Annotated in this window: 18 protein-coding genes, 2 pseudogenes and 2 riboswitches; of the genes and pseudogenes, 8 read left to right on the forward strand and 12 right to left on the reverse strand. The window is 71.5% G+C overall.

The genetic code is table 11. The features are described from left to right. Positions 1–41 precede the first annotated feature (41 nt). Positions 42–2360, reverse strand: a complete 2319-nt coding sequence (gene metE / locus ACFVH0_RS24990; RefSeq protein ID WP_385823514.1) for a 5-methyltetrahydropteroyltriglutamate--homocysteine S-methyltransferase — start codon at positions 2358–2360, stop codon at positions 42–44. A gap of 166 nt (positions 2361–2526) precedes the next feature. Continuing rightward, positions 2527–2748: riboswitch (cobalamin riboswitch) on the reverse strand. Positions 2749–2823: 75 nt separating this feature from the next. Next, positions 2824–3062 (reverse strand): annotated as a pseudogene (locus tag ACFVH0_RS24995) (malate synthase A); the annotation flags it as partial. A gap of 625 nt (positions 3063–3687) precedes the next feature. Here ACFVH0_RS24995 and ACFVH0_RS25000 point away from each other — a divergent pair. After that, positions 3688–3888, forward strand: a pseudogene (locus tag ACFVH0_RS25000) (enoyl-CoA hydratase-related protein); the annotation flags it as partial. A gap of 243 nt (positions 3889–4131) precedes the next feature. On the opposite strand, the gene ACFVH0_RS25005 reads toward ACFVH0_RS25000, so the two are convergent. The 5 genes from ACFVH0_RS25005 to gndA all read right to left on the reverse strand — a co-directional run bounded on the left by ACFVH0_RS25005 (position 4132) and on the right by gndA (position 9475). Beyond that, positions 4132–4893 (reverse strand): hypothetical protein, encoded by a 762-nt coding sequence (locus ACFVH0_RS25005; protein ID WP_385823516.1) that lies wholly within the window; start codon positions 4891–4893, stop codon positions 4132–4134. Then, a complete protein-coding gene (locus ACFVH0_RS25010) occupies positions 4890–5678 on the reverse strand; it encodes an ABC transporter ATP-binding protein (protein WP_385823518.1) in 789 nt (262 codons plus the stop codon). Before ACFVH0_RS25010 ends, ACFVH0_RS25005 begins: the two co-directional genes overlap by 4 nt. Continuing rightward, a complete protein-coding gene (locus tag ACFVH0_RS25015; protein WP_385823521.1) occupies positions 5675–6730 on the reverse strand; it encodes a FecCD family ABC transporter permease in 1056 nt (351 codons plus the stop codon). The genes ACFVH0_RS25010 and ACFVH0_RS25015 overlap by 4 nt, the downstream gene beginning before the upstream one ends. Next, positions 6727–7707 (reverse strand): ABC transporter substrate-binding protein, encoded by a 981-nt coding sequence (locus ACFVH0_RS25020; protein ID WP_385823523.1) that lies wholly within the window; start codon positions 7705–7707, stop codon positions 6727–6729. Before ACFVH0_RS25020 ends, ACFVH0_RS25015 begins: the two co-directional genes overlap by 4 nt. A 38-nt stretch (positions 7708–7745) precedes the next feature. Beyond that, positions 7746–7869: riboswitch (cobalamin riboswitch) on the reverse strand. A gap of 166 nt (positions 7870–8035) precedes the next feature. Next, positions 8036–9475, reverse strand: coding sequence for an NADP-dependent phosphogluconate dehydrogenase (gene gndA / locus ACFVH0_RS25025; protein ID WP_385823525.1), 1440 nt, complete (start codon positions 9473–9475; stop codon positions 8036–8038). A gap of 171 nt (positions 9476–9646) precedes the next feature. Here gndA and ACFVH0_RS25030 point away from each other — a divergent pair, with 171 nt between their 5' ends. The 3 genes from ACFVH0_RS25030 to ACFVH0_RS25040 all read left to right on the forward strand — a co-directional run bounded on the left by ACFVH0_RS25030 (position 9647) and on the right by ACFVH0_RS25040 (position 11569). Beyond that, complete coding sequence (locus ACFVH0_RS25030; protein WP_385823527.1) at positions 9647–10255, forward strand: TetR/AcrR family transcriptional regulator; 609 nt, start codon at positions 9647–9649, stop codon at positions 10253–10255. Continuing rightward, positions 10248–11129, forward strand: coding sequence for an alpha/beta fold hydrolase (locus ACFVH0_RS25035; protein ID WP_385823529.1), 882 nt, complete (start codon positions 10248–10250; stop codon positions 11127–11129). Before ACFVH0_RS25030 ends, ACFVH0_RS25035 begins: the two co-directional genes overlap by 8 nt. Before the next feature lie 125 nt (positions 11130–11254). Next, entirely contained in the window at positions 11255–11569 is a 315-nt protein-coding gene (locus ACFVH0_RS25040) for a phospholipase domain-containing protein (protein WP_385823531.1), read from the forward strand. On the opposite strand, the gene ACFVH0_RS25045 is transcribed toward ACFVH0_RS25040, so the two are convergent. The 4 genes from ACFVH0_RS25045 to ACFVH0_RS25060 form a co-directional block, all read right to left on the reverse strand. After that, positions 11542–12867, reverse strand: coding sequence for a haloacid dehalogenase-like hydrolase (locus tag ACFVH0_RS25045; RefSeq protein ID WP_385823533.1), 1326 nt, complete (start codon positions 12865–12867; stop codon positions 11542–11544). The genes ACFVH0_RS25040 and ACFVH0_RS25045 overlap by 28 nt on opposite strands. Before the next feature lie 171 nt (positions 12868–13038). Beyond that, positions 13039–13824, reverse strand: a complete 786-nt coding sequence (locus ACFVH0_RS25050) for a 3-oxoacyl-ACP reductase (protein ID WP_266687058.1) — start codon at positions 13822–13824, stop codon at positions 13039–13041. 5 nt (positions 13825–13829) lie between these two features. Next, entirely contained in the window at positions 13830–15218 is a 1389-nt protein-coding gene (locus tag ACFVH0_RS25055) for an aldehyde dehydrogenase family protein (protein WP_385823535.1), read from the reverse strand. 38 nt (positions 15219–15256) lie between these two features. Then, positions 15257–16621 carry a glutamine synthetase family protein gene (locus tag ACFVH0_RS25060; protein WP_385823537.1) on the reverse strand — a complete coding sequence of 455 codons (1365 nt, stop codon included), beginning with the start codon at positions 16619–16621 and terminating at the stop codon, positions 15257–15259. Between the two features lie 267 nt (positions 16622–16888). Here ACFVH0_RS25060 and eat point away from each other — a divergent pair, with 267 nt between their 5' ends. The 3 genes from eat to ACFVH0_RS25075 all read left to right on the forward strand — a co-directional run bounded on the left by eat (position 16889) and on the right by ACFVH0_RS25075 (position 20689). Further along, the gene (eat, locus tag ACFVH0_RS25065) at positions 16889–18358 is read left to right on the forward strand and encodes an ethanolamine permease (protein WP_385823539.1); all 1470 of its coding nucleotides are present in this window, start codon (positions 16889–16891) and stop codon (positions 18356–18358) included. Positions 18359–18460: 102 nt separating this feature from the next. Next, positions 18461–19180: a gamma-glutamyl-gamma-aminobutyrate hydrolase family protein gene (locus tag ACFVH0_RS25070; RefSeq protein ID WP_385823541.1), complete on the forward strand. Its 720-nt coding sequence runs from the start codon at positions 18461–18463 to the stop codon at positions 19178–19180. A 132-nt stretch (positions 19181–19312) separates the two neighbouring features. Next, entirely contained in the window at positions 19313–20689 is a 1377-nt protein-coding gene (locus ACFVH0_RS25075; RefSeq protein WP_385823543.1) for a peptidoglycan DD-metalloendopeptidase family protein, read from the forward strand. Here the strand turns inward: ACFVH0_RS25075 and ACFVH0_RS25080 are convergent. After that, the gene (locus ACFVH0_RS25080) at positions 20659–21885 is read right to left on the reverse strand and encodes a DMT family transporter (protein ID WP_385823545.1); all 1227 of its coding nucleotides are present in this window, start codon (positions 21883–21885) and stop codon (positions 20659–20661) included. The two genes, ACFVH0_RS25075 and ACFVH0_RS25080, sit on opposite strands and share 31 nt — an antisense overlap. Positions 21886–22119: 234 nt before the next feature. Here ACFVH0_RS25080 and ACFVH0_RS25085 point away from each other — a divergent pair, with 234 nt between their 5' ends. Then, entirely contained in the window at positions 22120–22815 is a 696-nt protein-coding gene (locus ACFVH0_RS25085; protein ID WP_385823547.1) for a (2Fe-2S)-binding protein, read from the forward strand. The last annotated feature ends 21 nt before the right edge of the window (positions 22816–22836 follow it).

Raw genomic sequence — 22836 nt, forward strand, 5'->3', positions numbered from 1 at the left:
CGGGACGCTTGTGACGCCCCGGCCCCACCGGGATCTACCGGTCAGGAGGCGGTCAGTTCACCCCGGACCGTGCGGGCCGCGCTGACCAGGTTCTCCAGCGAGGCGCGGGTCTCGGGCCAGCCGCGGGTCTTCAGCCCACAGTCGGGATTGACCCACAGCCGCTCCGCAGGGATGGCCTTCAGTCCGGTACGCAGCAGCTCGGCGGCCTCCTCGGCCCCCGGCACACGAGGCGAGTGGATGTCGTAGACCCCCGGTCCGGCCTCGCGCGGGTAGCCGTGGCCGGCCAGCTCCCTGGCGACCTGCATGTGCGAGCGGGCTGCCTCCAGGCTGATCACGTCGGCGTCGAGGTCGTCGATCGCCTGGACGATGTCACCGAACTCGGCGTAGCACATGTGGGTGTGGATCTGAGTGCCGGGCCGTACACCGGAGGTGCTGAGCCGGAATGCCTCGGTCGCCCAGGCCAGGTAGGCGGGACGGTCGGCGGCCCGCAGCGGCAGCGTCTCTCGCAGCGCGGGCTCGTCCACCTGGATGACCGAGGTCCCGGCCGCCTCCAGGTCGTCCACCTCGTCGCGCAGGGCGAGGGCGACCTGCCGGGCGGTGTCGCCGAGGGGCTGGTCGTCGCGGACGAAGGACCAGGCGAGCATGGTGACCGGCCCGGTGAGCATGCCCTTGACGGGCCGGTCGCTCAACGACTGGGCGTAGGACGTCCAGCGTACGGTCATCGGCTCGGGGCGGGAGATGTCCCCGGCGAGGATCGGCGGGCGGACGTAGCGGGTGCCGTAGGACTGGACCCAGCCGTGCTGGGTGGCGAGGTAGCCGGTGAGCTGCTCGGCGAAGTACTGGACCATGTCGTTGCGCTCGGGCTCGCCGTGCACCAGGACGTCGATGCCGGTCTTCTCCTGGAAGGAGATGACCTCCTGGATCTCCGCCTTGATGCGCTCCTCGTACCCGGCCGTGTCGATGCGCCCGGCGCGCAGGTCGGCGCGGGCGGCGCGCAGCTCGCCGGTCTGCGGGAACGAGCCGATGGTCGTCGTGGGCAGCAGCGGCAGCCCGAGATGGGCACGCTGGGCCACGGCCCGCTCGGTGTACGGCTGGGAGCGGTGGGCGTCTGCGTCCGTCACGGCCTCGGTGCGGGCCCGCACGGCAGGATGGCGGGTGATCGGCGAGCCCGCACGGGAGGCCAGGTCGGCGCGGTTGGCGGCGAGTTCGGCGGTGATGGCGTCGGTGCCCTGGGCGAGGCCCTTGGCGAGGGTGACGATCTCGGCGGTCTTCTGCTTGGCGAAGGCCAGCCAGCGCCGGATCTGCGGCGCGACATCCCGCTCGGCGGACGCGTCCAGAGGGACGTGGAGCAGGGAACAGGAGGCTGCCACGTCGACCCGGTCGGCGAGCCCGAGCAGGGTGCCGAGGGTGGACAGGGACTTCGACAGGTCGTTGATCCAGATGTTGCGGCCGTTGACGACTCCGGCGACCAGCCGCTTGCCGGGGAGTCCGCCGACGGTGGCCAGCGCGTCCAGGTTGGCGGCCGCGGCCTCGGTGAAGTCCAGGGCGAGGCCGTCGACCGGGGCCTTGGCGAGCACCGGCAGGGCGTCGCCGAGACGGTCGAAGTAGGAGGCGACCAGCAGCTTGGGCCGGTCGGTGAGGCCGCCGAGGTCGCGGTAGGCGCGGGTGGTGGCGTTCAGTTCGGCCGGGGTTCGGTCCTGCACCAGAGCGGGCTCGTCGAGCTGTACCCATTCGGCGCCGGCCGCGCGCAGATCGGCGAGCACCTCGGCGTACACCGGGAGCAGCCGGTCCAGGAGGGTGAGCGGGTCGAAGTCCGCGGGCACGCCGGGAGCGGGCTTGGCGAGCAGGAGGTAGGTGACGGGGCCGACCAGGACCGGCCGGGCGGTGAGACCGAGTGCGAGCGCCTCCTCAAGTTCGGCGACCTGCTTGGCGGAGTTCGCGGTGAACACCGTTTCCGGGCCCAACTCCGGCACCAGATAGTGATAGTTGGTGTCGAACCACTTGGTCATCTCCAGGGGTGCCACCTCCTGGGTGCCGCGCGCCATGGCGAAGTAGCCGTCGAGCGCGTCGGCCTCGACGGCTGCGCGGTGCCGCTCGGGGATCGCGCCCACCAGGACAGTGGTGTCGAGGACATGGTCGTAGTACGAGAAGTCGCCGGTGGGCACCTCGTCGACGCCCGCGTCGGCGAGCTGCCGCCAGTTGCTCCGACGGAGGTCGGCGGCGGTGTCCCGGAGGGCATCGGCGGTGACGCGGCCCTTCCAGTAGCCCTCGATCGCCTTCTTCAGTTCCCGGTTCTGGCCCTGGCGGGGGTAGCCGTACACGGTGGCCCGTGCTGCCGCGGCTGCGGACTTGCTGGTCACGGAGATCTCCTTCGCGAGATGAATCCCTGGGCCCCGGAGACGGGACGAGAGCGCGAAGGAATGGCCAACCAGAGGTGATGATCCCGCGCGGCAAAGGCGCGGTCGTCCCGTCTGGTATGTACGCCGACCCGCCCTCGAGGTCACCGGGGTGTCCGCGCGCGGAGTGGTCCGCACACGGGCAGTTGGCAGGTCTTCGGACTCGCGGGCACGCCCTCTTCTCGGAGGACACCTAATGGCCGTCGCTTCCCAGGTCCGGTACCTCGGACCCAGTGCGTATGACGGCGGTCGTTCCCGCTCACCGCTGCGGGGCAGTCCCGGATTCCCACCGGGTTCCCTCTTACGACTCCCTGCCTGGCTGACAGGGCGAACCAGCTGCTCCGTCAGACTACGGGCCGTCACTCAGTGGGGACGAGAACCGTCCAGGATTCGGAAAGTGACAAAGGACACTCGGGAAGCACCCGGGCATCTCGGCGATGGCCGCGTCCGCCATCAGCCGTCCAGCGCCACCGCGCCCTGCCCGCGCAGCCGGGCGGCGAACCAGCGCAGCGCGACGGAGACGTTGGTGCGCACACCCCCGGGGGTCGGCGGCCCGCTGATCCGGCGCACCGACAACAGGTCGGCCGGGGTCACCTCCACATCGTCCCGGCGGCGGTCCACTCGGTGGGGCCGGTCGCCGAGGACGCCGTCGAAGACCTCCCGGCACGTTCGACCCTGCGCCGTGGTCGCGCGGTTCGTAGTCCAGATCGCCGAAATGCCCGATGGGCAGCGCTTCCCATGGACCGCGAGAGCCGTGGGCTGCCTGCGGAGGGAAGCCGGCTCGCTCAGGGGGGCCGGATACCGCTGTCTCACCCGGCACACGGATCGGTACGCGGACATCCGGTGACGAGCCGACCCGACGCCGCCGCCGCGCAACGGCCGGTGGTCACGGCGGCACGGCGGATCAGGTCCTGACGCATGAGGTTCCTCTCGATCGTGCGGTGCGGTGCGGTGCGATGTGCGACCGGCGGCAGGGTGCAGTCCGCCGGGGTTCAGCCGGTCGCGGAGCCCGGTACCGCATCGCGGCGGACGAAGCGGATCGGCGCCTGGAAACGGGCCTTGCGCGCGGCGCGGCGGAAAACGGTGAGGACGGCGGGGCCGCCGGGCACGAACCGAGAATCGTGACGGTCGACGGGGATTCCAGGATCGCGCTCACCGAGCAGGAATACGAGGGCTTGATCGCCTCGCGGCGTCAACTGGGTGCACACGTCGCCCGGGACGCACTGCTGGGCGGCGGCACCGCGCACTCGACGCGCCGGTCTCCGGGGGCGTAATGGGTGCGGAAGCCGCCACGCTCACCGAGGCGCCGGCCGTCGCCGCAACCGTGGCCGCGATGTCCGCACCCGTCGCGATGATGGCGAAGGAGGCTGTGATCCGTGCCTTCGAGACCATCCTCACCGAAGGGGTCCGCTTCGAACGCCGCCTCTTCCACGCTGTCTTCGCCACCGCAGACCAGAAGGAGGGCATGACGGCCTTCACGGAGAAGCGCCCCCGGTGTTCGCCCACCGCTGAGCCATGGGCCACCGCGCCCGGACCTTGCCGGACCGCGCACGGTGGCCGTTCACCGGGCATTCCGGACAACGGCCGGTTGCGCCGAGCGGCTGCGTTCGACCCTCGCGGCAGTCGTTCTCGCCCTGGCCGCCCGGCTCGCCGAACGGCTCAAGGCCGAGGTCGTCCGCCGGGACTGCGCGCCGTTCTCGCCGCAACCGGCGCCCGGACCTCGGAGCCGCCGGTGCTACTTCGGCCTCGCGTACGCGCGTAGCCGCTCCTCGCGGCCTGTCAGACAACAGCTCGCACAGCGCACCGCCTCCGTGCTCGTGTAGTACAGACAGCAGGTGTTGCGCAGATAGACCAGCCGCTCCGGGCCGTCCGGCGTTCGCCGGACCCGTTCCACCTCGCCCAGCGCCGCCAGTCCGCCGGGTGCGGTGTCCACGAACTGCCACCAGCGGGCGGCCAGCAGATCGACCTCGGCACCGTACGCGCACAGCGCCGTGGCACAGCCATGGGCGATTCCTCCACTCAACTGCCTGGCCCCGGCGCGGGTACGGCGGTGCAGCGCATCGGCGATGGGCAGCAGATGCCCGTCGAGCACGGTGCGGTGCAGCAGCCGTACGGAGTCCTCCCCGGCCCGGGGCACCAACAGCCGGGCCCTGCGCACCCGGACTCCGCCGATCCCGTGCGCGGCGGGGCGCACCAGGACATTGCCGGACCGCATGTCCGGGACCTCGTCGTACAGCGCCCAATGGAGCACGGCGGCGGCAGTGACCCAGCCCGCGTACACCGCCATCAGGGTCAGCGCGGTCGCATGGCCGGTGCGGTGGCCGCTGCTCGTGCGCTCGCGCTCCAGCAGCGTGGACAGCTCCTCGCCCGCCGGATCGGCCAGTCGGTCGGCTGCCAGCCACTGCCCCGCTTCGCTCGCGGGCGGTTCGCCCTCGGTGACCTGCCAGCGTGGCCCGTGCGGCAAGGGCGTCCAGGCGGGGGAGTCGCCGTCACTCATGACAGCGGGAGGTAGACGACGTTGGGGGAGCCGGTGACCGGGTGGACGCCGATCCGGGATCGTATGCCGTAGACCTCGGCCAGCAGTTCTTCCGTCAGTACCGCGTGCGGGGAGCCGGACGCCACCAGTCGTCCGGCGCTCAGGACGAACAGCCGGTCGCAGTAGGAAGCGGCCAGGTTGAGGTCGTGCAGCACCAGCAGATTGGTGGTGCCCAGGGTCCTCACCAGGCCGAGGATCTCCAGCTGGTAGCGGATGTCCAGATGGTTCGTGGGTTCGTCGAGCGCCAGCAGCCCCGGTTCCTGGACCAGGGCGCGGGCGATCAGGGCCCGTTGCCGTTCCCCGCCGGACAGTTCTTCGAACCGCCGGTCGGCCAGGGGCGCCGCTCCGACGCGCTGGAGCGACTGCTCTATGCGGCGGGCGTCGTCGGCGTCGTCCTGCTCCCAGAACCGTTTGTGCGGGCTTCGGCCCATCGCCACGATCTGGCGCACGGTCAGGCCGAAGGTGCCGGGGCTGTCCTGCGGTACGACGGCGACGCGGCGGGCCCGTTCCTTCACGCCGAGCGTTGCGGCGTCCGCTCCGTCCAGCAGGACCCGGCCCGTTGAGGGTCGCAGGGCGCCGTACACACAGCGCAGGAAGGTGGTCTTGCCGCTGCCGTTCGGCCCGACCAGGCCGACCGTCTCGCCGGGGGCGGCGTCCAGCGTGACCGCGTCGAGCAGGGTACGGCCGGCCACCTCGTAGCCGATCCCGTCGGCGGCGAGTGCCGTCGGGGACGGTGCGGGACTCATCCGCTGATCCCTTCGGTACGGCTGGAGCGGCGCAGCAGCCAGAGGAAGAACGGGCCACCCACCAGGGCGGTGACCACCCCGGCGGGAATCTCTTCGGGGGCCGCCACGGTCCGCGCCAGCAGATCGGCCAGCAGCAGGAAGACGGCCCCGCCGAGCGCCGTCACCGGCAGCAGTCTGCGGTGGGACGCGCCGACGATCAGCCGGGCGGCGTGCGGGACCATCAGGCCGACGAAGCCGATCGCCCCGCTGTAGGCCACCAGTACGCCGATGATCAGTGACACCAGCACGAAGACCCCGCCCCGGAAGCGTCCGGGGTCCAGGCCGAGGCTTCGGGCCCCCTCCTCCCCGGTGAGCAGCAGATCCAGCGGACGGGCCAGGCTGATCAGGAGGACGGCACCGACGCCCAATACCACGGCGGGAAGCGCCAGTTGGTCCCAGCGGGCACCGCCCAGGCCGCCCAGGGTCCAGAACAGGATCGCCCGCACATGCTCGGCCCGGGAGGACAGCACCAGGATCAGGCTGGTGAACGCGGACAGCACGTACTGGATCGCCACCCCGGCCAGGATCAGCCGGCCCGTTGTCATGGTGCCGCCGCGCCGGGCCATCGCGTAGACGGCGACCAGCGCGGCCATGGACCCGGCGAACGCCGCGAGGGGCAGCGCCACGTCGGTGGCCACCCCGGCGCCGACCCCCAGCACGACCACCACGGCGGCGCCGGCCGACGCCCCGGACGAGGCGCCCAGCAGAAACGGATCGGCCAACGGGTTACGCACCAGCGCCTGGAGCACCGCGCCCGACAGTGCCAGCCCGGCGCCGACGACGGCCCCGAGCAGCACCCTGGGCAGCCGTACCTCCCACACGATCGTCGGGAACGCACCGGAGCGTTCACCGCCCAGGACCGTCCTCAATACCTCGCCCGGCGGAATCCGTACCGGGCCGAGCACCAGACCGGCCACCGCCGCCGCGAGCAGCAGCACCGTGAGGGCGCCGATCACGACGGGGGTCGAGCGGAGGACGGACTCCGGGCCGGTGCGGGCGGACCCCGCGCTCACGGAGTGCCGGGGTGCAGCTGCCCGGCCAGGTCCTGTACGGCGTCGGCGACCCGGACACCGAGCACGGCCGAGGACAGCGGGAGTACCGCGAACTTCTCGTTCTTGATCGCCGGCACGTCCGCGAGTGCCGGGTCGTTCAGCAGCCGCTTCTTCTTGGCCTCGACCGTGGTGCCTCCGTAGTCGTAGATCACGACCACCTCGGGCTTGCGCTTGATGACCTGTTCCCAGGACACGTCGCCGAAGGTGGCGTCGAGGTCCGCGAAGACGTTCCGGCCCCCGGCGAGCCGGACGATCTCGTTGCCGACGCCCTTGCCGCCCGCCGTGAACGCGGAGCTTTCCCCGGAGTCGTACACGAACACCGAGGGATGTGCGGAGCCCTTGAGCGCCGTCTCGACCTTCGTGATCTTCTGTCGTTCCTCGGCGATCAGCTTCTTGCCGCGCTCCGGTACGCCGAAGACCCTGGCGACTTGGGTGATCTCGGTGGCGAGCTGATCGATGCCGACCTTGCCCTTGGTGCAGTTCTCGATGTTCAGCCGGGTGTTGATGCCGTCCTTCTGGAGCCCCGCCCGGTCCTGGCCCTTGGCCTTGTCGAAGGCGCTGCTGTACCCGCCGTAGACGAAGTCGGGGTTGGCGCCGAGAAGCACCTCCTTGGAGGGGTACTCCTTCGCGAGCACCTTGGTCTTTTCGTACGCGGACCGGTACTCCGGCAGGATGCTGTCGTCCAGGTAGGCGGTCCCGGCAAGCCGGTCCTGGAGCCCGAGGGCCAGCATGATCTCGGTGACGTGCTGGTTCATGGTGACGACCCGCTCCGGCGGGGCGTCGAAGGTCGTCCTCGTACCGCAGTTGGTGACGGTGTAGGGGAAACCGTCGGCGGCCGGTGCGGCCTCTGCCCTGCCCTCGCCGTCGGTTCCGCAGCCGGTGAGCGGCAGCAGAAGCAGTGGTATGAGCGCGAGGGGTACACGGCGTATCGGGGGCATGGCCGAGCCTTTCCGGGGGATGTCCTCGTCCCCTGGGTCGTACGAGAAGGCGGCGCGGCCAGTATCTGGCTTCCGGGCTGTCGCAGCCCGGTCACAGTGGCGGGACCGTACCGGATTCACACCGGTTTCCTGACGCGCGTCGCCTGAGTTTTCGGAACTCATTCTGTCAGACCGCTTATTCCGGCAGGCCATGCCCCGTGCGCTGCCGGCCTTCGGCGGCCCCGGACGCCGATGTCCGCGACGACGACCCGCGCCGCGGACGGGGTGCTGCCCGGACCCGCAGGCTCGCCCGTTGTTCCCGCGGCCGAAGTGAAGCCGCGGGTGTGGGTCAGCTTTCGACTTCGGTTTTGTCGCCGCCCCAGAGGGTGTGGAAGGTGCCGTCGCGGTCGGTGCGGTGGTAGGTGTGTGCGCCGAAGTAGTCGCGCTGGCCTTGGGTGAGGGCGGCGGGGAGGCGCTCGGCGCGCAGGGAGTCGTAGTAGGCGAGGGTGGCGGCGAAGGCGGGGGTGGGGACGCCCTGGGCAGTGGCGGTGGCGATCACGGTGCGCCAGTCGTTCTGCGCGGCGGCGATCTCTTCGGCGAAGCTCTTGTCGGAGAGGAGGCTCGGCATCCGGGGCTGAGCCTCGTAGGCGCTGGTGATCCTGTCGAGGAACGCGGCCCGGATGATGCATCCGCCGCGCCAGATCGCGGCGACCTTCCCGAGGTCGATGTCCCAGTCGTATTGCTCGCTGCCGGCCGCGATCTCGTGGAAGCCCTGGGTATAGGCGACGATCTTCGAGGCATACAGTGCCTGCTCGACCTGGTCGGCGAATGCCGCCGCCTCGTCCTCACCGAGCTTGCGGGCGGTCGGTCCGGCGAGGTGGCGTGAGGCATCACGGAGGGCGGCGTGCCCGGAGACGGAGCGGGCGAAGACGGCCTCGGCGATGCCGGAGACAGGAACGCCCAGGTCGAGGGCGACCTGCACGGTCCAACGGCCGGTGCCCTTCTGTTCCGCCTGGTCGAGCACAACATCCACGAAGGGCTTACCGGTCGCCGCGTCGACATGCGAGAGCACTTCTGCTGTGATCTCGATGAGGTACGAGTCCAGGCGCCCGGTGTTCCAGGCGCGGAAGATGTCCGCGATCCGCGAGGGGGAGTATCCGGCCACGTCGCGGAGCAACTGGTAGGCCTCGCCGATGAGTTGCATGTCCGCGTACTCGATGCCGTTATGTGTCATCTTTACGAAGTGTCCGGCACCGTCAGGACCGATATACGTGACACACGGGGCGCCGTCCTTCGCCCGGGCAGCGATCTTCTCCAGCAGTGGCCCCAACGACTCGTACGACCGGGCCGAACCGCCGGGCATGATGCTCGGGCCGTTCAGCGCGCCTTCCTCGCCGCCCGAGATGCCGACGCCGACGAAGTGGATGCCGCGCTCGCGCAGCTGCTTCTCCCGCCGGCGGGTGTCCTCGAAGTGGGCGTTGCCGCCGTCGATGATGACATCACCCTCCTCCAGGAGCGGGGCGAACTCCTGGATCACGGCATCGGTGGGATCGCCCGCCTTCACCATGATGATGAGCCTGCGCGGACGCTCCAGCGCCGCGACGAACTCCTGCGGAGTGTGCGCGGGGACGAAGGAGCCCTCGTCGCCGAACTCCTCGACCAGCGCGTCCGTCTTCGCGGTCGTCCGGTTGTGCACCGCGACCGTGAATCCGTTGCGGGCGAAGTTGCGTGCGAGGTTGCGGCCCATGACCGCGAGCCCTGTGACGCCGATCTGCGCAGTGCCGCTCATCTGTGTGCTCTGCAATCTGTTTCGGGGATGCCGGGATCTTCAGGAATGCCGGGATCTTCAGTATGGATACGGGGTGCGGGAACGGCCTGTTCGGCGTCGCCCGAATGGAGCCACCTGTGTATATTAGGAAATCCCCTAGAGGTTCTAGGTGGGCTTCGATGGAGGTGGCGGATGGTTCGCGCGGGTCTCACGACCGAACGCGTGGTGGTGGCGGCGGCCGATCTGGCCGACTCCATCGGCTTCGACAAGGTCACCATCTCCGCACTTGCCCGAGGCTTCGGGGTCAAGGACGCCAGCCTGTACTCGCACGTCAGGAATCTGCACGACCTGCGGACCCGGGTCGCACTGCTGGCCGCCGGGGAGTTCATCGACCGGATCGGCGCCGCGGTCGCCGGCCGGGCCGGGAAGGACGCCCTGGTCGCGTTCGCCGATGCCTACCGGGCCTTCGCGCTGGAGCGGCCCGGACGGTACGAGGCGACGCAGATGCGGGTCGACCCCGAGATCGTCGCCAAGTCGACCGCGTACCACCGCACCATCGAGACCACGGGCGCGATGCTGCGCGCCTACGGACTGGCCGAGCCCGACCTCACGGACGCGGTACGGCTGTTGCGCAGTACCTTCCACGGCTACTGCGCCCTGGAGGCGAGCGGCGGCTTCGGTGCGCCCCGCGACGTACAGACGTCCTGGGAGCGGTCCGTCGAGGCCCTGCACTTCCTGCTGGAGCACTGGCCGTCCGCGACGGCCGAAGGTACTGAGGAGGGGGAGAACGGCAATGGCTGATCACATGGCTCCGGAGCGCACCGGACATCTGAAGGTGCCCGGGGCGACGCTGTACTACGAGGTGCGCGGTGAGGGCCCGCTGCTTGTGATGATGCCGGGCGGCAGCGGTGACGCGGGGCTCTACGACCGGATGGCGGCGCGGCTGGCCGACAGCTGGACGGTGGCGGCCTTCGACCCGCGCGGCTACTCGCGCAGCGTTCTCGACGGTGCGCCGGAGGATCAGCGGGTGGAGGTGCAGAGCGAGGACGCCCGCCGGCTGATCGAGCTGCTTTCTCCGGACGGCGGGCCGGTGGCCGTCTTCGGCTCCAGTTCGAGCGCGATCGTCGCCCTGGACCTGCTCTCCCGTCACCCGGAGCGGCTGCACCGGGTGGTCGCGCACGAACCGCCGTTGGTGGAACTGCTGCCCGATCCGGAACGGGGGCGGAAGCTCTTCGCCGCGGTACGCGACTCCTTCCGCAGCGACGGGGTGGCCGCGGCGCTGGCCACCATGACCGAGGGGCTGACGGACCCGGAGGCGCCCGAGCCCGCCGGGGGCGGGCACCGGGCGGCGCCCGAGCCGTCCGCGCGGGAGGCCGAGGCGTTCGGGCGGATGCGGGTCAACCTCCCGGTGTTCCTGGAGCATGTGCTGTGTTCGTTCAGCGGTTACGTGCCGGACCCGGCCGCCCTGGGGCGCGGCGCGGAGAAGCTGGTCATCGGCGTCGGGGAGGACTCCCGCACCCTGCTCACGGCGGTTCCCGGTGCCCGGCTGGCGGACCGGGGGACCGGCAGGCTCGTGGAGTTCCCCGGCGGGCACACCGGTTGCGCCGAGAACCCCGAGGCGTTCGCCGCGCGGCTGCGGGAGGTGCTGTCGGACCCCGCGCCCCAGGGGGTGTGAGAGCCGCCCGAGCGGCAGTCGTGGACTACCGGCCGTTCCTCAAACATCCTGTCCCACGCCTTTGAACCTGCTTCTGTCGCTGCCGAGTCGGCAACGATTCACGTAATCATCGTGCCAAAGGCCTGATGTCGGACCATGTGGAGCGGCACCCTGGCTTCGTCGTCCCGACGACGCCTCCGAATCCGGCGAAGGCCGGCCGCGTACTTCTCGGTGCGCCCCAACGCCTACCGTTCGCCACGGCGGCGGGCAAGTCCCGTGAGCCGGCCGCCCGTTACGCCGACGCACCGGACACCGGCGACCCCGCCCTGTGGTTCACGCTCACCAATACCCCGGCGAGCGCCGTCACGTTCACCGTGACCTCCGGCCAGTACCGCGGCGACGGCCCCTGGACGTACACCGTGCCCCTTCCGTCTCAGCCCGCGAAGACGGTGTCGTGCTGATCGGGGATCACACTGCCGTCGCCACGGAGCACCGGACCCGAGGTCCCGTCCGACGTGGTGTAGCCGGTGGTGGCACACGGATAGGCGCCGTTCAGCCGGCCCTTCGGCGCGATGAACATGGGGTTGACCAGCCACTTGCCGTCCGCGTTGTCGTAGGAACGGCACATCAGCTCGGCCTTGTTGCGGTTCAGGGCCAGTCGCAGCCCGGTCGCGTCACGGAGCATCGACACATCCGTGTCGGAGTCCCCGGCGGCGAACACCGGGCGCCTCGCGGGGTCCTGCACCCGGGAGGCGGCCGCACCGCGCACGCCGAAGATCTCCTTGTTGATCCAGCAGCGCTTGCCGTCGATGTAGGTGATCTGCGAGTCCGCGCCCGGGCGCGCGGTGCCGCAGGCGCTCAGGTGCGAGGTGTAGCGGCCGCGCTCGGTGGTGGACCGGATGCCGATCACGTTCCCGGGTGCGACATCGACACCCCTGGCCCAGACGTCGACCACGGGCTGCGGCGACGCGGAGACGATCCACACGTCGAATCCGGCCCGGCGCAGCGCCCGGATCAGGTCGCGTTGCTGGTCGTAGTAGCGGACATAGCCGGTGGCGTCGGTGGTGCTGCCGACCCGCTGGGTGGCGCCGACGGGGGCGGCCAGGTTCTCGGCGCGGGCCGCTGCGGCGAAGGAGCGCACCTGTGCGGCCGTCCAGCCGTGGGTGAGCTGCGCCAGCCAGGCGTACGAGGGTTCCATCGTGCGCCGGTCGTAGCCGGCGAACGCGTCCTGCCCCGAGGTGGTGGTGGCCTCGCTGTAGACGGACAGGATCTCGTCGGCGCAGACGGTGTCGGTCGCGGTGGGCAGGGTGCGGTCGCGGCCGGTGCCGTCCGGGCAGGCGGCGCGCAGCGACTCGGCCGCCGCGTCGGTGAGGTAGCGGCTGGTGGTGCGCCAGTCACCCTGCTCGGGCTGCCGGATCCGGGAGTTGCGCAGCAGCCAGAACATGGTGGCGTCACCGACGTCGTTCTTGATGACGGTGTTGTCCCAGTCGAAGACGGCCACCGGTGCGGCACGGCCGTCGCGGTGGTGCGGCGAGCAGCTTCCGTAGCGGTCGATGAGGCGCTGGATGCGGGCCTGGTTGGACCCGTACCAGCCCGTGGACACGGACAGCTGCGGACAGGTACGGCCATGGCCGGGGCGGTCGTGGGCCCCTGCGGGCGCGGTGACGGTGGCCAGGGCCGCCGCCAGCGCGATCGCTGTGACGGTCAGCCGTGCGGCGGAACGCCGTACGAACCGGGATGCGGGACGGGATCTGGGCACGCCGAGGACACTCCTGTGGTGTGGGCGGACAGGTGTGGGCGGACATCGGGGACGGGCAGACAGGACGGCCGGGCGTCCGGTGACGCCCGGCCGTCGGTCCGGTGGCCCCCGGCAGGGCGGCGTGGTCGTACGGTCGGGGCCGCGGCGTCCCGCAGCCTCACCGCACGCCGTCTAGAGAGGGGTGACGTAGGCGCCGGAGATCCCGCCGTCGACCAGGAAGTCCGTGGCATTGACGAACGAGGAGTCGTCGCTGGCCAGGAAGGCCACGGCGGCGGCCATCTCGGTGGGCTCCGCGAACCGGCCGAGCGGGATGTGCACCAGCCTGCGCGCGGCCCGCTCCGGGTCCTTGGCGAACAGCTCCTGGAGCAGCGGGGTGTTGACCGGTCCGGGGCACAGCGCGTTGACCCGGATGCCCTCCCGCGCGAACTGCACGCCCAGCTCGCGCGACATGGCCAGCACGCCGCCCTTGGACGCGGTGTAGGAGATCTGCGAGGTGGCGGCGCCCATCCGGGCCACGAAGGAGGCCGTGTTGATGATGGAGCCCTTGCCCTGGCGGCGCATGTACGGGATGGCGGCCTTGCAGCACAGGTAGACGGAGGTGAGGTTGACCTCCTGCACCCGGCGCCAGGCTTCGAGACCGGTCTCCAGGATGGAGTCGTCCTCCGGCGGCGAGATCCCCGCGTTGTTGAACGCGATGTCGACCGAGCCGTACGTGTCGAACGCGGCCTTGAACAACGCCTCGACCTGCTCGGCGTCGGTGACGTCGGTACGTACGAAGAGGCCGTCGACCTCCTCGGCGGCGGCCTTGCCGCTCGCCTCGTCCACATCGGCGCAGACGACGTGGGCGCCCTCGGCGGCCAGGCGCCGGGCGGTGGCCAGCCCGATGCCGCTCCCGGCTCCGGTGACTACGGCGGTGCGGCCGACCAGGCGGCGGCAGACAGCGGTGGTGTCGGTCATGGTGCTCAGGCCTCCGTGCTGATGAAGACGTTCTTGGTTTCGGTGAAGGCGGCGAGTGCGTCGGGGCCCAGCTCGCGCCCCAGTCCGGACTGTTTGTAGCCGCCGAAGGGTGTGGCGTAGCGGACGCTGGAGTGCGAGTTGACCGAGAGGTTCCCGGCCCGCAGCCCCTGGCCGACCCGCAGCGCGCGGGCCACATCACGCGTCCAGATCGATCCGGCGAGACCGTACTCCGTCGCGTTCGCCAGCCGTACCGCGTCCGCCTCGTCGTCGAACGGCAGCACCACGGCGACCGGCCCGAACACCTCGTCGACGGCCACCGGGGCGTCGGGCGACACCCCGGCGAGCACGGTCGGCGGGTACCAGAACCCGGGGCCGTCGGGCGCCGAGCCGAGGATCGTCCGTACGCCGTTGGGCAGGGCATCCACGAACCCGCTCACGCGCTCCCGCTGGACGGCCGAGATCAGCGGACCCATCTGGGTCTTCTCGTCCGACGGGTCACCGACCACCACGGCGGCGACAGCCGGTGCCAGCAGATCGAGGAAGCGGTCGTAGGCCGAGCGCTCGACCAGGATGCGGGTCCGGGCGCAGCAGTCCTGGCCGGCGTTGTCCAGGAAGGACATCGGCGTTCCGGCCGCCGCGGCCTCCAGGTCGGCGTCGGCGAAGACGACGTTGGGGCTCTTGCCGCCCAGTTCCAGGGTGAGGCGCTTCACGCGTTCGGCGCACCGGGTCATGATGTGCTTGCCGGTCCGGGTGGAGCCGGTGAAGACGATCTTGGCCACGCCGGGGTGGTCCACCAGGGCGGCGCCGGCCACCGGCCCCTCGCCAGGCAGCACCTGGAACAGTCCGCCGGGCAGCCCGGCTTCGAGAGCCAGCTCCGCCAGGCGCAGCGCGGTCAGCGGGGTGGTCTCGGCCGGCTTGAGCAGTACGGCGTTGCCGGCGGCGAGCGCCGGGGCCGCGCCCCAGGCGGCGATCGGCATCGGGAAGTTCCACGGGGCGATGATTCCGACGACGCCGAGCGGCTCCAGCAGGGTGAAGTCGATGCCGCCGGCGACCGGGATCTGCCGGCCCAGCAGGCGTTCGACCCCGCCGGCGCAGTAGTCGAGGAGGTCGCGCACATTGCCCGCCTCCCAGCGGGCGTTGGCGATGGTGTGACCGGCCTCGCGGACCTCCAGCAGGGCCAGTTCCTCGATGTGTTCGTCGACGGTGGCGGCGAACCGCCGGAGCAGCCGGGCGCGGTCGGCGGGTGCTGCCGCGGCCCAGACGTGCTGGGCGGTGGCGGCGCGGGCGACGGCCGCGTCGATGTCGGCGGCGTCGGCGGCCGGGACGGTGGCGATGACCTCGGCGGTGGCCGGGTTCAGGATGTCCAGGCTGTGCGGTGCGGACTGGTGGGACACGTACGGGCCTCGATCGGGGGTGAGGGGCGGGACGGCGGTCACAGGCGCTCGAAGGAGCGGCGCAGCTCCCAGTCGGTCACGGCGGCGTCGTAGGCGGCGAGTTCGACACGCGCCATGTTCAGATAGTGCGCGACGACCTCCTCGCCGAACGCCTCCTTGGCGATGGGGCTGGCCTCCCACAGATCGGCGGCCTCGCGCAGGGTGGTCGGCACCTGCTCGTACTCGGCGGTGTAGGCGTTGCCCGTGCAGACCTCCGGCAGCGCCAGCTCGTGCTCCACGCCGTACAGCCCCGCGGCGACCAGTCCGGCGGTGGCGAGATACGGATTGACGTCGCCGCCGGGCAGCCGGTTCTCGAAGCGGCGGGAGCGGCCGTGGCCGACCACCCGCAGGGAGCAGGTGCGGTTGTCGTGGCCCCAGGCGACGGCGGTCGGCGCGAAGGAGCCGGGCTGGAACCGCTTGTAGGAGTTGATGTTCGGCGCGTACAGCAGGGAGAAGTCGCGCAGGGCGGCGAGCTGCCCGGCGAGGAAGTGCCGCATCAGGTCGGACATGCCGTCCGGGCCGTCACCCGACATCGCGTTGTCACCGTCGGCGTCGGTGAGCGAGAGGTGGATGTGGCAGGAGTTGCCCTCGCGCTCGTCGTACTTGGCCATGAAGGTGAGCGAGACGCCCTCCTGCGCGGCGATCTCCTTGGCGCCGGTCTTGTAGACGGCGTGCTGGTCGCAGGTGACCAGCGCCTCGTCGTAGCGGAAGGCGATCTCGTGCTGGCCGAGATTGCACTCGCCCTTGGCCGACTCGACGGTCAGCCCGGCCGCCTGCATCTCGTTGCGGATGCGGCGCAGCAGGGGTTCGACGCGGCCGGTACCGAGGATGGAGTAGTCGATGTTGTACTGATTGGCCGGGGTCAGCCCGCGGTAGCCGCGGTCCCAGGCCTGCTCGTAAGTGTCCTTGAAGACGATGAACTCCAGCTCCGTGCCCACCTGTGCCCGGTAACCGAGGCCGGCCAGCCGGTCCAGCTGACGGCGCAGCACCTGGCGCGGTGCGGCGACGACCGGGCCGCCGTCGTTCCACGCGAGGTCGGCGACGAGCAGCGCGGTGCCCTCGTGCCAGGGCAGCAGCCGCAGCGTGTCGAGGTCCGGGACCATCGCGAAGTCGCCGTAGCCGCGCTCCCAGGAGGACATCGCGTAGCCGTCGACGGTGTTCATGTCGGTGTCGACGGCCAGCAGATAGTTGCAGCCCTCGGTACCGTGCTCCAGAACCTCGTCGAGGAAGAACCCGGCGGCGAACCGCTTGCCCTGGAGCCGGCCCTGCATGTCGGGAAAGGCCAGGACGACGGTGTCGATGGCCCCGCTCGCCACGAGCGAGCGCAGCTCCTCGACGGCGAGCGGGGGTGTGCGGTCTGCCACGGGATTCCTCCTTGGGTGCACCGAGATTCATAAGGTATGACAGGGAACCATTGCTTGGGAAGAGGGCTCGGCCGACGGTGGTGGATCGACTCGGGAGGCGCCCGGCGCACCCGTCACGAGCAGGGCGCACATCCGTAACCACTGTTTAACGCGCGCCCCTTGTGTTTCCCCTGACGTTCCACAAAGGTGTGGCGACGAACCTTTGATGCGCCCTTTTCGTCTGCCACGCCTCGACGCAGCGCCGTCGACACACATCCGGAGCGCCCCATGGCCCAGGGAACCGACACATCCACCAGCCCACCCGGCGACAAGGCCGGCGCGATGACCGGCAAGGACGAGTACCTGCACCGCCGTACGCTGCGCCGGGGCAGCGCGGGCTGGCTCCTGCTGACCGGACTCGGCGTCGCCTATGTCGTGTCCGGCGACTACTCCGGCTGGAACATCGGCCTGTCCAAGGGCGGCTTCGGCGGGCTCGCCGCGGCCACCGTGCTGATGGGCCTGATGTACGCGTGCCTGGTCTTCGCGCTGGCCGAACTCTCCGCCATCCTGCCCACCGCGGGCGGCGGTTACGGCTTCGCGCGCCGCGCCCTGGGCACCTGGGGCGGCTTCCTGACCGGTACGGCCATCCTCATCGAGTACATCCTCGCCCCCGCCGCCATCTCGCTGTTCATCGGTGACTACGTCGAGTCCCTCGGCCTCTTCGGGCTCACCTCCGGCTGGCCCGTCTATCTCGCCTGCTTCGCCGTCTTCATCGGGATCCACCTCTGGGGTGTCGGCGAGGCGCTGCGGTTCAGCCTGATCGTGACCGCCGTCGCCGTGGCGGCCCTGCTGATCTTCGCCATCGGCGCGTTCACCGAATTCGACGCCGACCGCCTCAACGACATTCCGGTCGACACCGGCGCACTCGGCTCCTCTTCCTGGCTGCCCTTCGGGCTCCTCGGCATCTGGGCCGCCTTCCCCTTCGGCATGTGGTTCTTCCTGGGCGTCGAGGGCGTGCCGCTCGCAGCCGAGGAGGCCAAGGACCCGGTCCGGTCGATGCCGAGGGCGCTTGCCATCTCGCTCACCGTGCTGGTGGGCCTCGCGGTGCTCACCTTCCTCTCCGCCACCGGCGCACAGGGCGCGAAGGCCATCCAGGAGGCGGGCAACCCCCTCGTGGTCGCGCTGGAGGGCGACGGAGATCCCACCGCCCTGAGCCGTTTCGTCAACTACGCGGGCCTGGCGGGCCTGGTGGCCTCCTTCTTCTCCCTGATCTTCGCCGGCTCGCGCCAGCTGTTCGCGCTCTCCCGGGCCGGCTACCTGCCCCGCTTCCTCTCCCTGACCAACCGCCGCAAGTCCCCCTACCTCGGCCTGCTGATCCCCGGTGCGATCGGCTTCACGCTGGCAGCCTGGATCGGCAACGGCGGCCGGATGCTGAACGTCGCCGTGTTCGGAGCCACCATCAGCTACGCCCTGATGGCGCTCTCCCACATCGTGCTGCGCCGGCGCGAACCCCACCTCGAACGGCCCTACCGCACGCCCGGCGGCGCGCTCACCTCGTCCGTGGCCTTCGTGCTGGCATGCTCGGCCCTGGTGGCGACCTTCCTGGTGGACCGGGACGCCGCGTTCATCGCGCTCGGCGTGTACGTGGTGGCGCTGGCCTACTTCGCCCTCTACAGCCGACACCGCCTCGTCGCGAGCGCCCCTGAGGAGGAATTCGCCGCCCTCGCGGCGGCCGAGGCAGAACTGTCGCGGGACTGAACGGGACCGCGGGACAGGGGCGTTGTACGCCCGCGCCGCCGCACCCGTACGCGGCCGCGGCGGCACCACGACCGAACAGCGAACGAACCAGAGGAGGGGCCCATGACCCGGCCCGTCATCGGCATCAGCACCTATCAGGAACCGGCCCGGTGGGGCGTCTGGGACACACCGGCCGTCCTGCTGCCCGCCGCCTACCCACGCCTGGTCCGGGCGGCCGGCGGCCTGGCGGTGATGCTGCCGCCCGACGACACCGCCGACGCGGCCCGGGAGGCCGTGGCGGCACTGGACGGTGTGGTCATCGCGGGCGGCGCCGATGTCGAACCGGCCCGCTACGGCGAGGCGCCCGGCCCCCGCACCGGTCCGCCCGCACGCGAACGCGACGCGTGGGAACTCGCCCTGATCGAGGCGGCGATCGCCCAGCACGTGCCGCTGCTGGGCATCTGCCGGGGCATGCAGCTGCTCAACGTAGCGCTGGGCGGCACCCTGCACCAGCACCTGGACGGACACACCGGCGGCCCCGGCGTCTTCGGCGAACACCCCGTCATTCCCGTGGCCGGTACGGCGTACGAGGCGGCCGTCGCGGATCCGGACGTGGTGCCCACCTATCACCACCAGGCCGTGGACCGCCTGGGATCCGGCCTCACGGCGAGCGCCCATGCCCCCGACGGCACCGTGGAGGCCGTGGAACTCACCGGCCACGACAGCCTGGTGCTGGGGGTCCAGTGGCATCCCGAGATGGGCCACGACACCCGGGTCATGACCGCACTCGTGGACGCGGCCCGGCACCGTGCCGCCTCCCGGAAGGGCACGCCCGTACCGTGACCGCCCGGCGGGGGCGGTGACCGGCGGGCCGGCCGTGACGGGAGAGTCCGGCCGCTCTCTTGTCACCGCCCTTTGCCTGCACATAAGTTGGGCGCTTGCGACGTGTCCTACTGCCAGTGGGGGAGCCAAGTCATGGCCGCGAACGGACGGCACCGCAGATATCAGCCCAGCCGGATCAACCGTGCCTCGCTCACGGTCACCGCGGGCGGTGCGGGCCTCGCGCTCCCGCTCATCGCGGCAGCCTCGGCGGGCGCCGCGTCCACGGATGTGTGGGAGAAGGTCGCCGCCTGCGAGTCGACCGGCAACTGGCACATCAACAACGGCAACGGCTACTTCGGCGGGCTGCAGTTCACCCGCTCGACCTGGGCGGCGTACGGAGGCACGGTCTACGCCCCGCGCGCCGATCTGGCCACCAAGGGCGAGCAGATCTCCATCGCCGAGAAGGTGCTCGAAGCGCAGGGTCCGGGCGCCTGGCCCAGCTGTTCGGCCAAGGCGGGGCTGAGGAGCCGCGGTGACGCCGCCGACATCGCCCCGCAGTCGCAGGGCACCAGCCATGTGAAGGCGCCGGGCAAGACCTCCCCGGACAGGGCCGCCTCCGGCAAGCCCACGGCGAAGCGGACCTCCGCCCCCGCCACGCCGACCACCATCCCCGGCAAGCGCGAGTCGTACACCGTGGCACGCGGCGACTCGCTCTCCGCGATCGCGGCGACCGAGCACGTCCGGGGCGGCTGGCAGCACCTCTACGCGCAGAACCGCGAGGTCGTCGGTGACGACCCGGACTTCATCCTGCCCGGGCAGCGCCTGAGCCTGGACACGGCCCGGCCCGCGAGGCCGGGCCCGCCCGCGCAGGCGAAGCCGAAGGCCGAGCCGAAGCCCCGGAAGTCCACCGCACCGCAGCGCTCGGCGGCACCGGAGCGTCCGAAGGAAAAGCCCCACCACCAGGCCGCCGAACCCAAGCAGCAGGCCGCCGCCTCGCAGCACCGGACGGCGAAGCCCCGCCACGACACCGCAACGCCGAAGCCGCACCCGAGCAGCGCGCAGCCGAAGCCGAAGCCGCATCCGAAGAAGGCCGAGAGCCACCGGCCGAAGCCGCGCACGGAGCAGCACGCCGGTCTCGTGGCACCCGTCGCGGCCGGCATCGGCACCCCGTACCACCAGTCCGGCTCCTGGGCCAGCGGCTACCACACCGGGGTCGACTTCCCGGTCCCGACCGGTACGTCGATCAGGGCGGTGGCCTCCGGCACGGTCGTCTCGGCGGGCTGGGGCGGCGCGTACGGCTACCAGATCGTCATCCGGCACAGCGACGGCAAGTACAGCCAGTACGCGCACCTCTCCGCGCTGCACGTGCGTGAGGGCCGCCATGTCTCGGCGGGCCAGCGGATCGCGCGCTCGGGCTCCACCGGGAACGTCACGGGGCCGCACCTGCACTTCGAGATCCGTACCGGCCCCGGCTACGGATCGGACATCGACCCGCTGGTCTACCTCAGGGCGGGCGGCGTCAGAGTCTGAACGGCGCTCCGGGGGCCGGCCGCGTCATCGGGATCGGCCGGCTCCGCAGGTCCGGTGTACCGCGACATCCCCGGCCCGAAGACCACCCGGCCCAGACACTCCAGCGGCATCAGCACGGGCATGGGACGACGCGTCGCGGAGAACGTACCCCGGACCGCCCCGACGGTTGCGGCGGTCGTCGCATGCCCGGGCGCCGCTCCCGCGCACGCCCCGTCCTCAAGCTCCCCGTCCTCAAGCTCCAAGCCCGCACGCTCCATGCCCGCACACTTCACGCCGACACGCTCCAGGCTCACGAGCTCCCCGGCCGCACGCTCTCCGTCCGCCGGAGCGTCCGGGAGCCCGTCGTCCGCCGCCTGCGCGGCCCGGTGCTCGGCGCCCAGCCGCTCCGTCGTGAGCAGGATCAGACCGCCCGCGGCGACCACCGCACAGGCCAGCGCGAGCATGGTCCCGGCCGTGCCGTGCCGGAACTGCTCGCCGAACATCGTGAGGCCCACGACCGCCGCTATCACCGGGTTCACCACGGTCACCGTCGCCAGCGGCGCGGTCAGCCCGGCGCCCCGGTACGCGGCCTGGGAGACCAGCAGCCCGGTGGCCGCGAAACCGGCGATGGCCAGCAGCGCCGGCAGCCCGGCCCCCACCGCACCGGACGTCAGCCCCACCGCCACGGTCTTCGTGAACACCGAGGCGATGCCGAACGCGATGCCCGCCGCCCCGGCCAGGACCACGCTCCGTACCACCGGCCGGCGCACCCCCGTCGAGATCAGCAGGAGCACCGCGACCGCACCGAGCGTCACCCCGGCGACGATCAGCTGATCCCGGCCGTTCAGGGCATGCGACTCGGCGTTCCCCGTGAGCGCGAGCAGGCCCGCCAGGCCGGTCGTCGCCATGATCGCGCCCCGCCACGCGGTGGCTCCCGCGCGGCGGCGTACGAAGATCGCCGCCATCGGCAGGGCGAAGACGATGGTCAGAGCACCGAGCGGCTGGACGAGGCTCAGCGGGCCGTAGGCCAGTGCCACGACATGGAGCACCGCGCCCACGCCGTTCAGCGCCACGGCGGCCCACCAGACCCGGTTGCGCAGTGGTGCCAGTGAGTGACCGTCGCCGGTCGTCGCCACGCGCTCCTGGACGATCGCCCCGGCCGCGTACGCGACCGCGGAGACCAGTGACAGCAGCACGGACAGCGCAAGGGAACTCATGTACACCACGATGTCCCTTCGACGCGGCTGCGTCGTCGTCCTTGAGACGGCGATTCGGCGTACTGCCTCAGTAGTACGGCCGTGGTCCCAGTGTCCTCCTCCGGAGGGTAGTTCTCCCCCGTAGGGATCAGGAGCCGTCACCCCTCGGGGTTACGGTGAGCGCCGGGCCGTGGCATGCCGGCGTGGCCGCGCAGTCGGGACCGGTGGCCGGAACGCCGGGAAGGAGCACGTGCGATGGACGGGACCACAGCGGCCTCACCGGGCGGATTCTTCGCGCTGCGGACCACCGCGCCGCCCGACGGGGCGCACCGCCCGCTCGCGCGGTTGTACGCGGGTGAGCAGGCCCCGCTCACGGCCCGGATCGACACGGTCTCCGCCCGGCTGGACACCTCCGAGCGCAGGGTCGCCGTCTCGATCGCGCACCTGGGGCTGGCCTCCCGGCTCTGGTCGGTCGCACTCGGACCGGCGGCACTGACCGGCCGCTTCCCCGCCCTTTCGCCGGGCGCCCTCCACTGGGACGGCCTGCTCCCGGCCCCCGACGACCTGTGGCTCGACGGCAGGGAGTCGCTGCCCGCCACCGCCTGCCGGATCCGTGAAGTCGTCCAGCACGGCCACCTCGTACCCCTGGCCGAGGCGATCCACCGGGAGGGCCCGCTGTCCGACCGGCTGCTGTGGGGCAACGCGGGGTCCGCGCTGGCCGGAGCCCTGCGGCAGCTCCTCGCCTGGGCACGCACCCACCACCGCCCCGACGCGGCGGCGAGGGCCCGCGCACTGGCCGCCGAACTCTTCGACCACCCGGACCTCCGGAACACCGGAGCCCCGCACGACGCGGCCTTCCGCCGCCGCAGTTGCTGTCTGTACTACCGCACACCGGCCGGTGGCCTGTGCGGGGACTGCGTCTTCGAAGGCGCCGGACCCGGAAGCATCTGACGCCACCGCCGTTCCCTGCTT

Origin of the sequence: Streptomyces sp. NPDC127117, from assembly GCF_042677325.1 — a bacterium.
Lineage (GTDB): Bacteria > Actinomycetota > Actinomycetes > Streptomycetales > Streptomycetaceae > Streptomyces.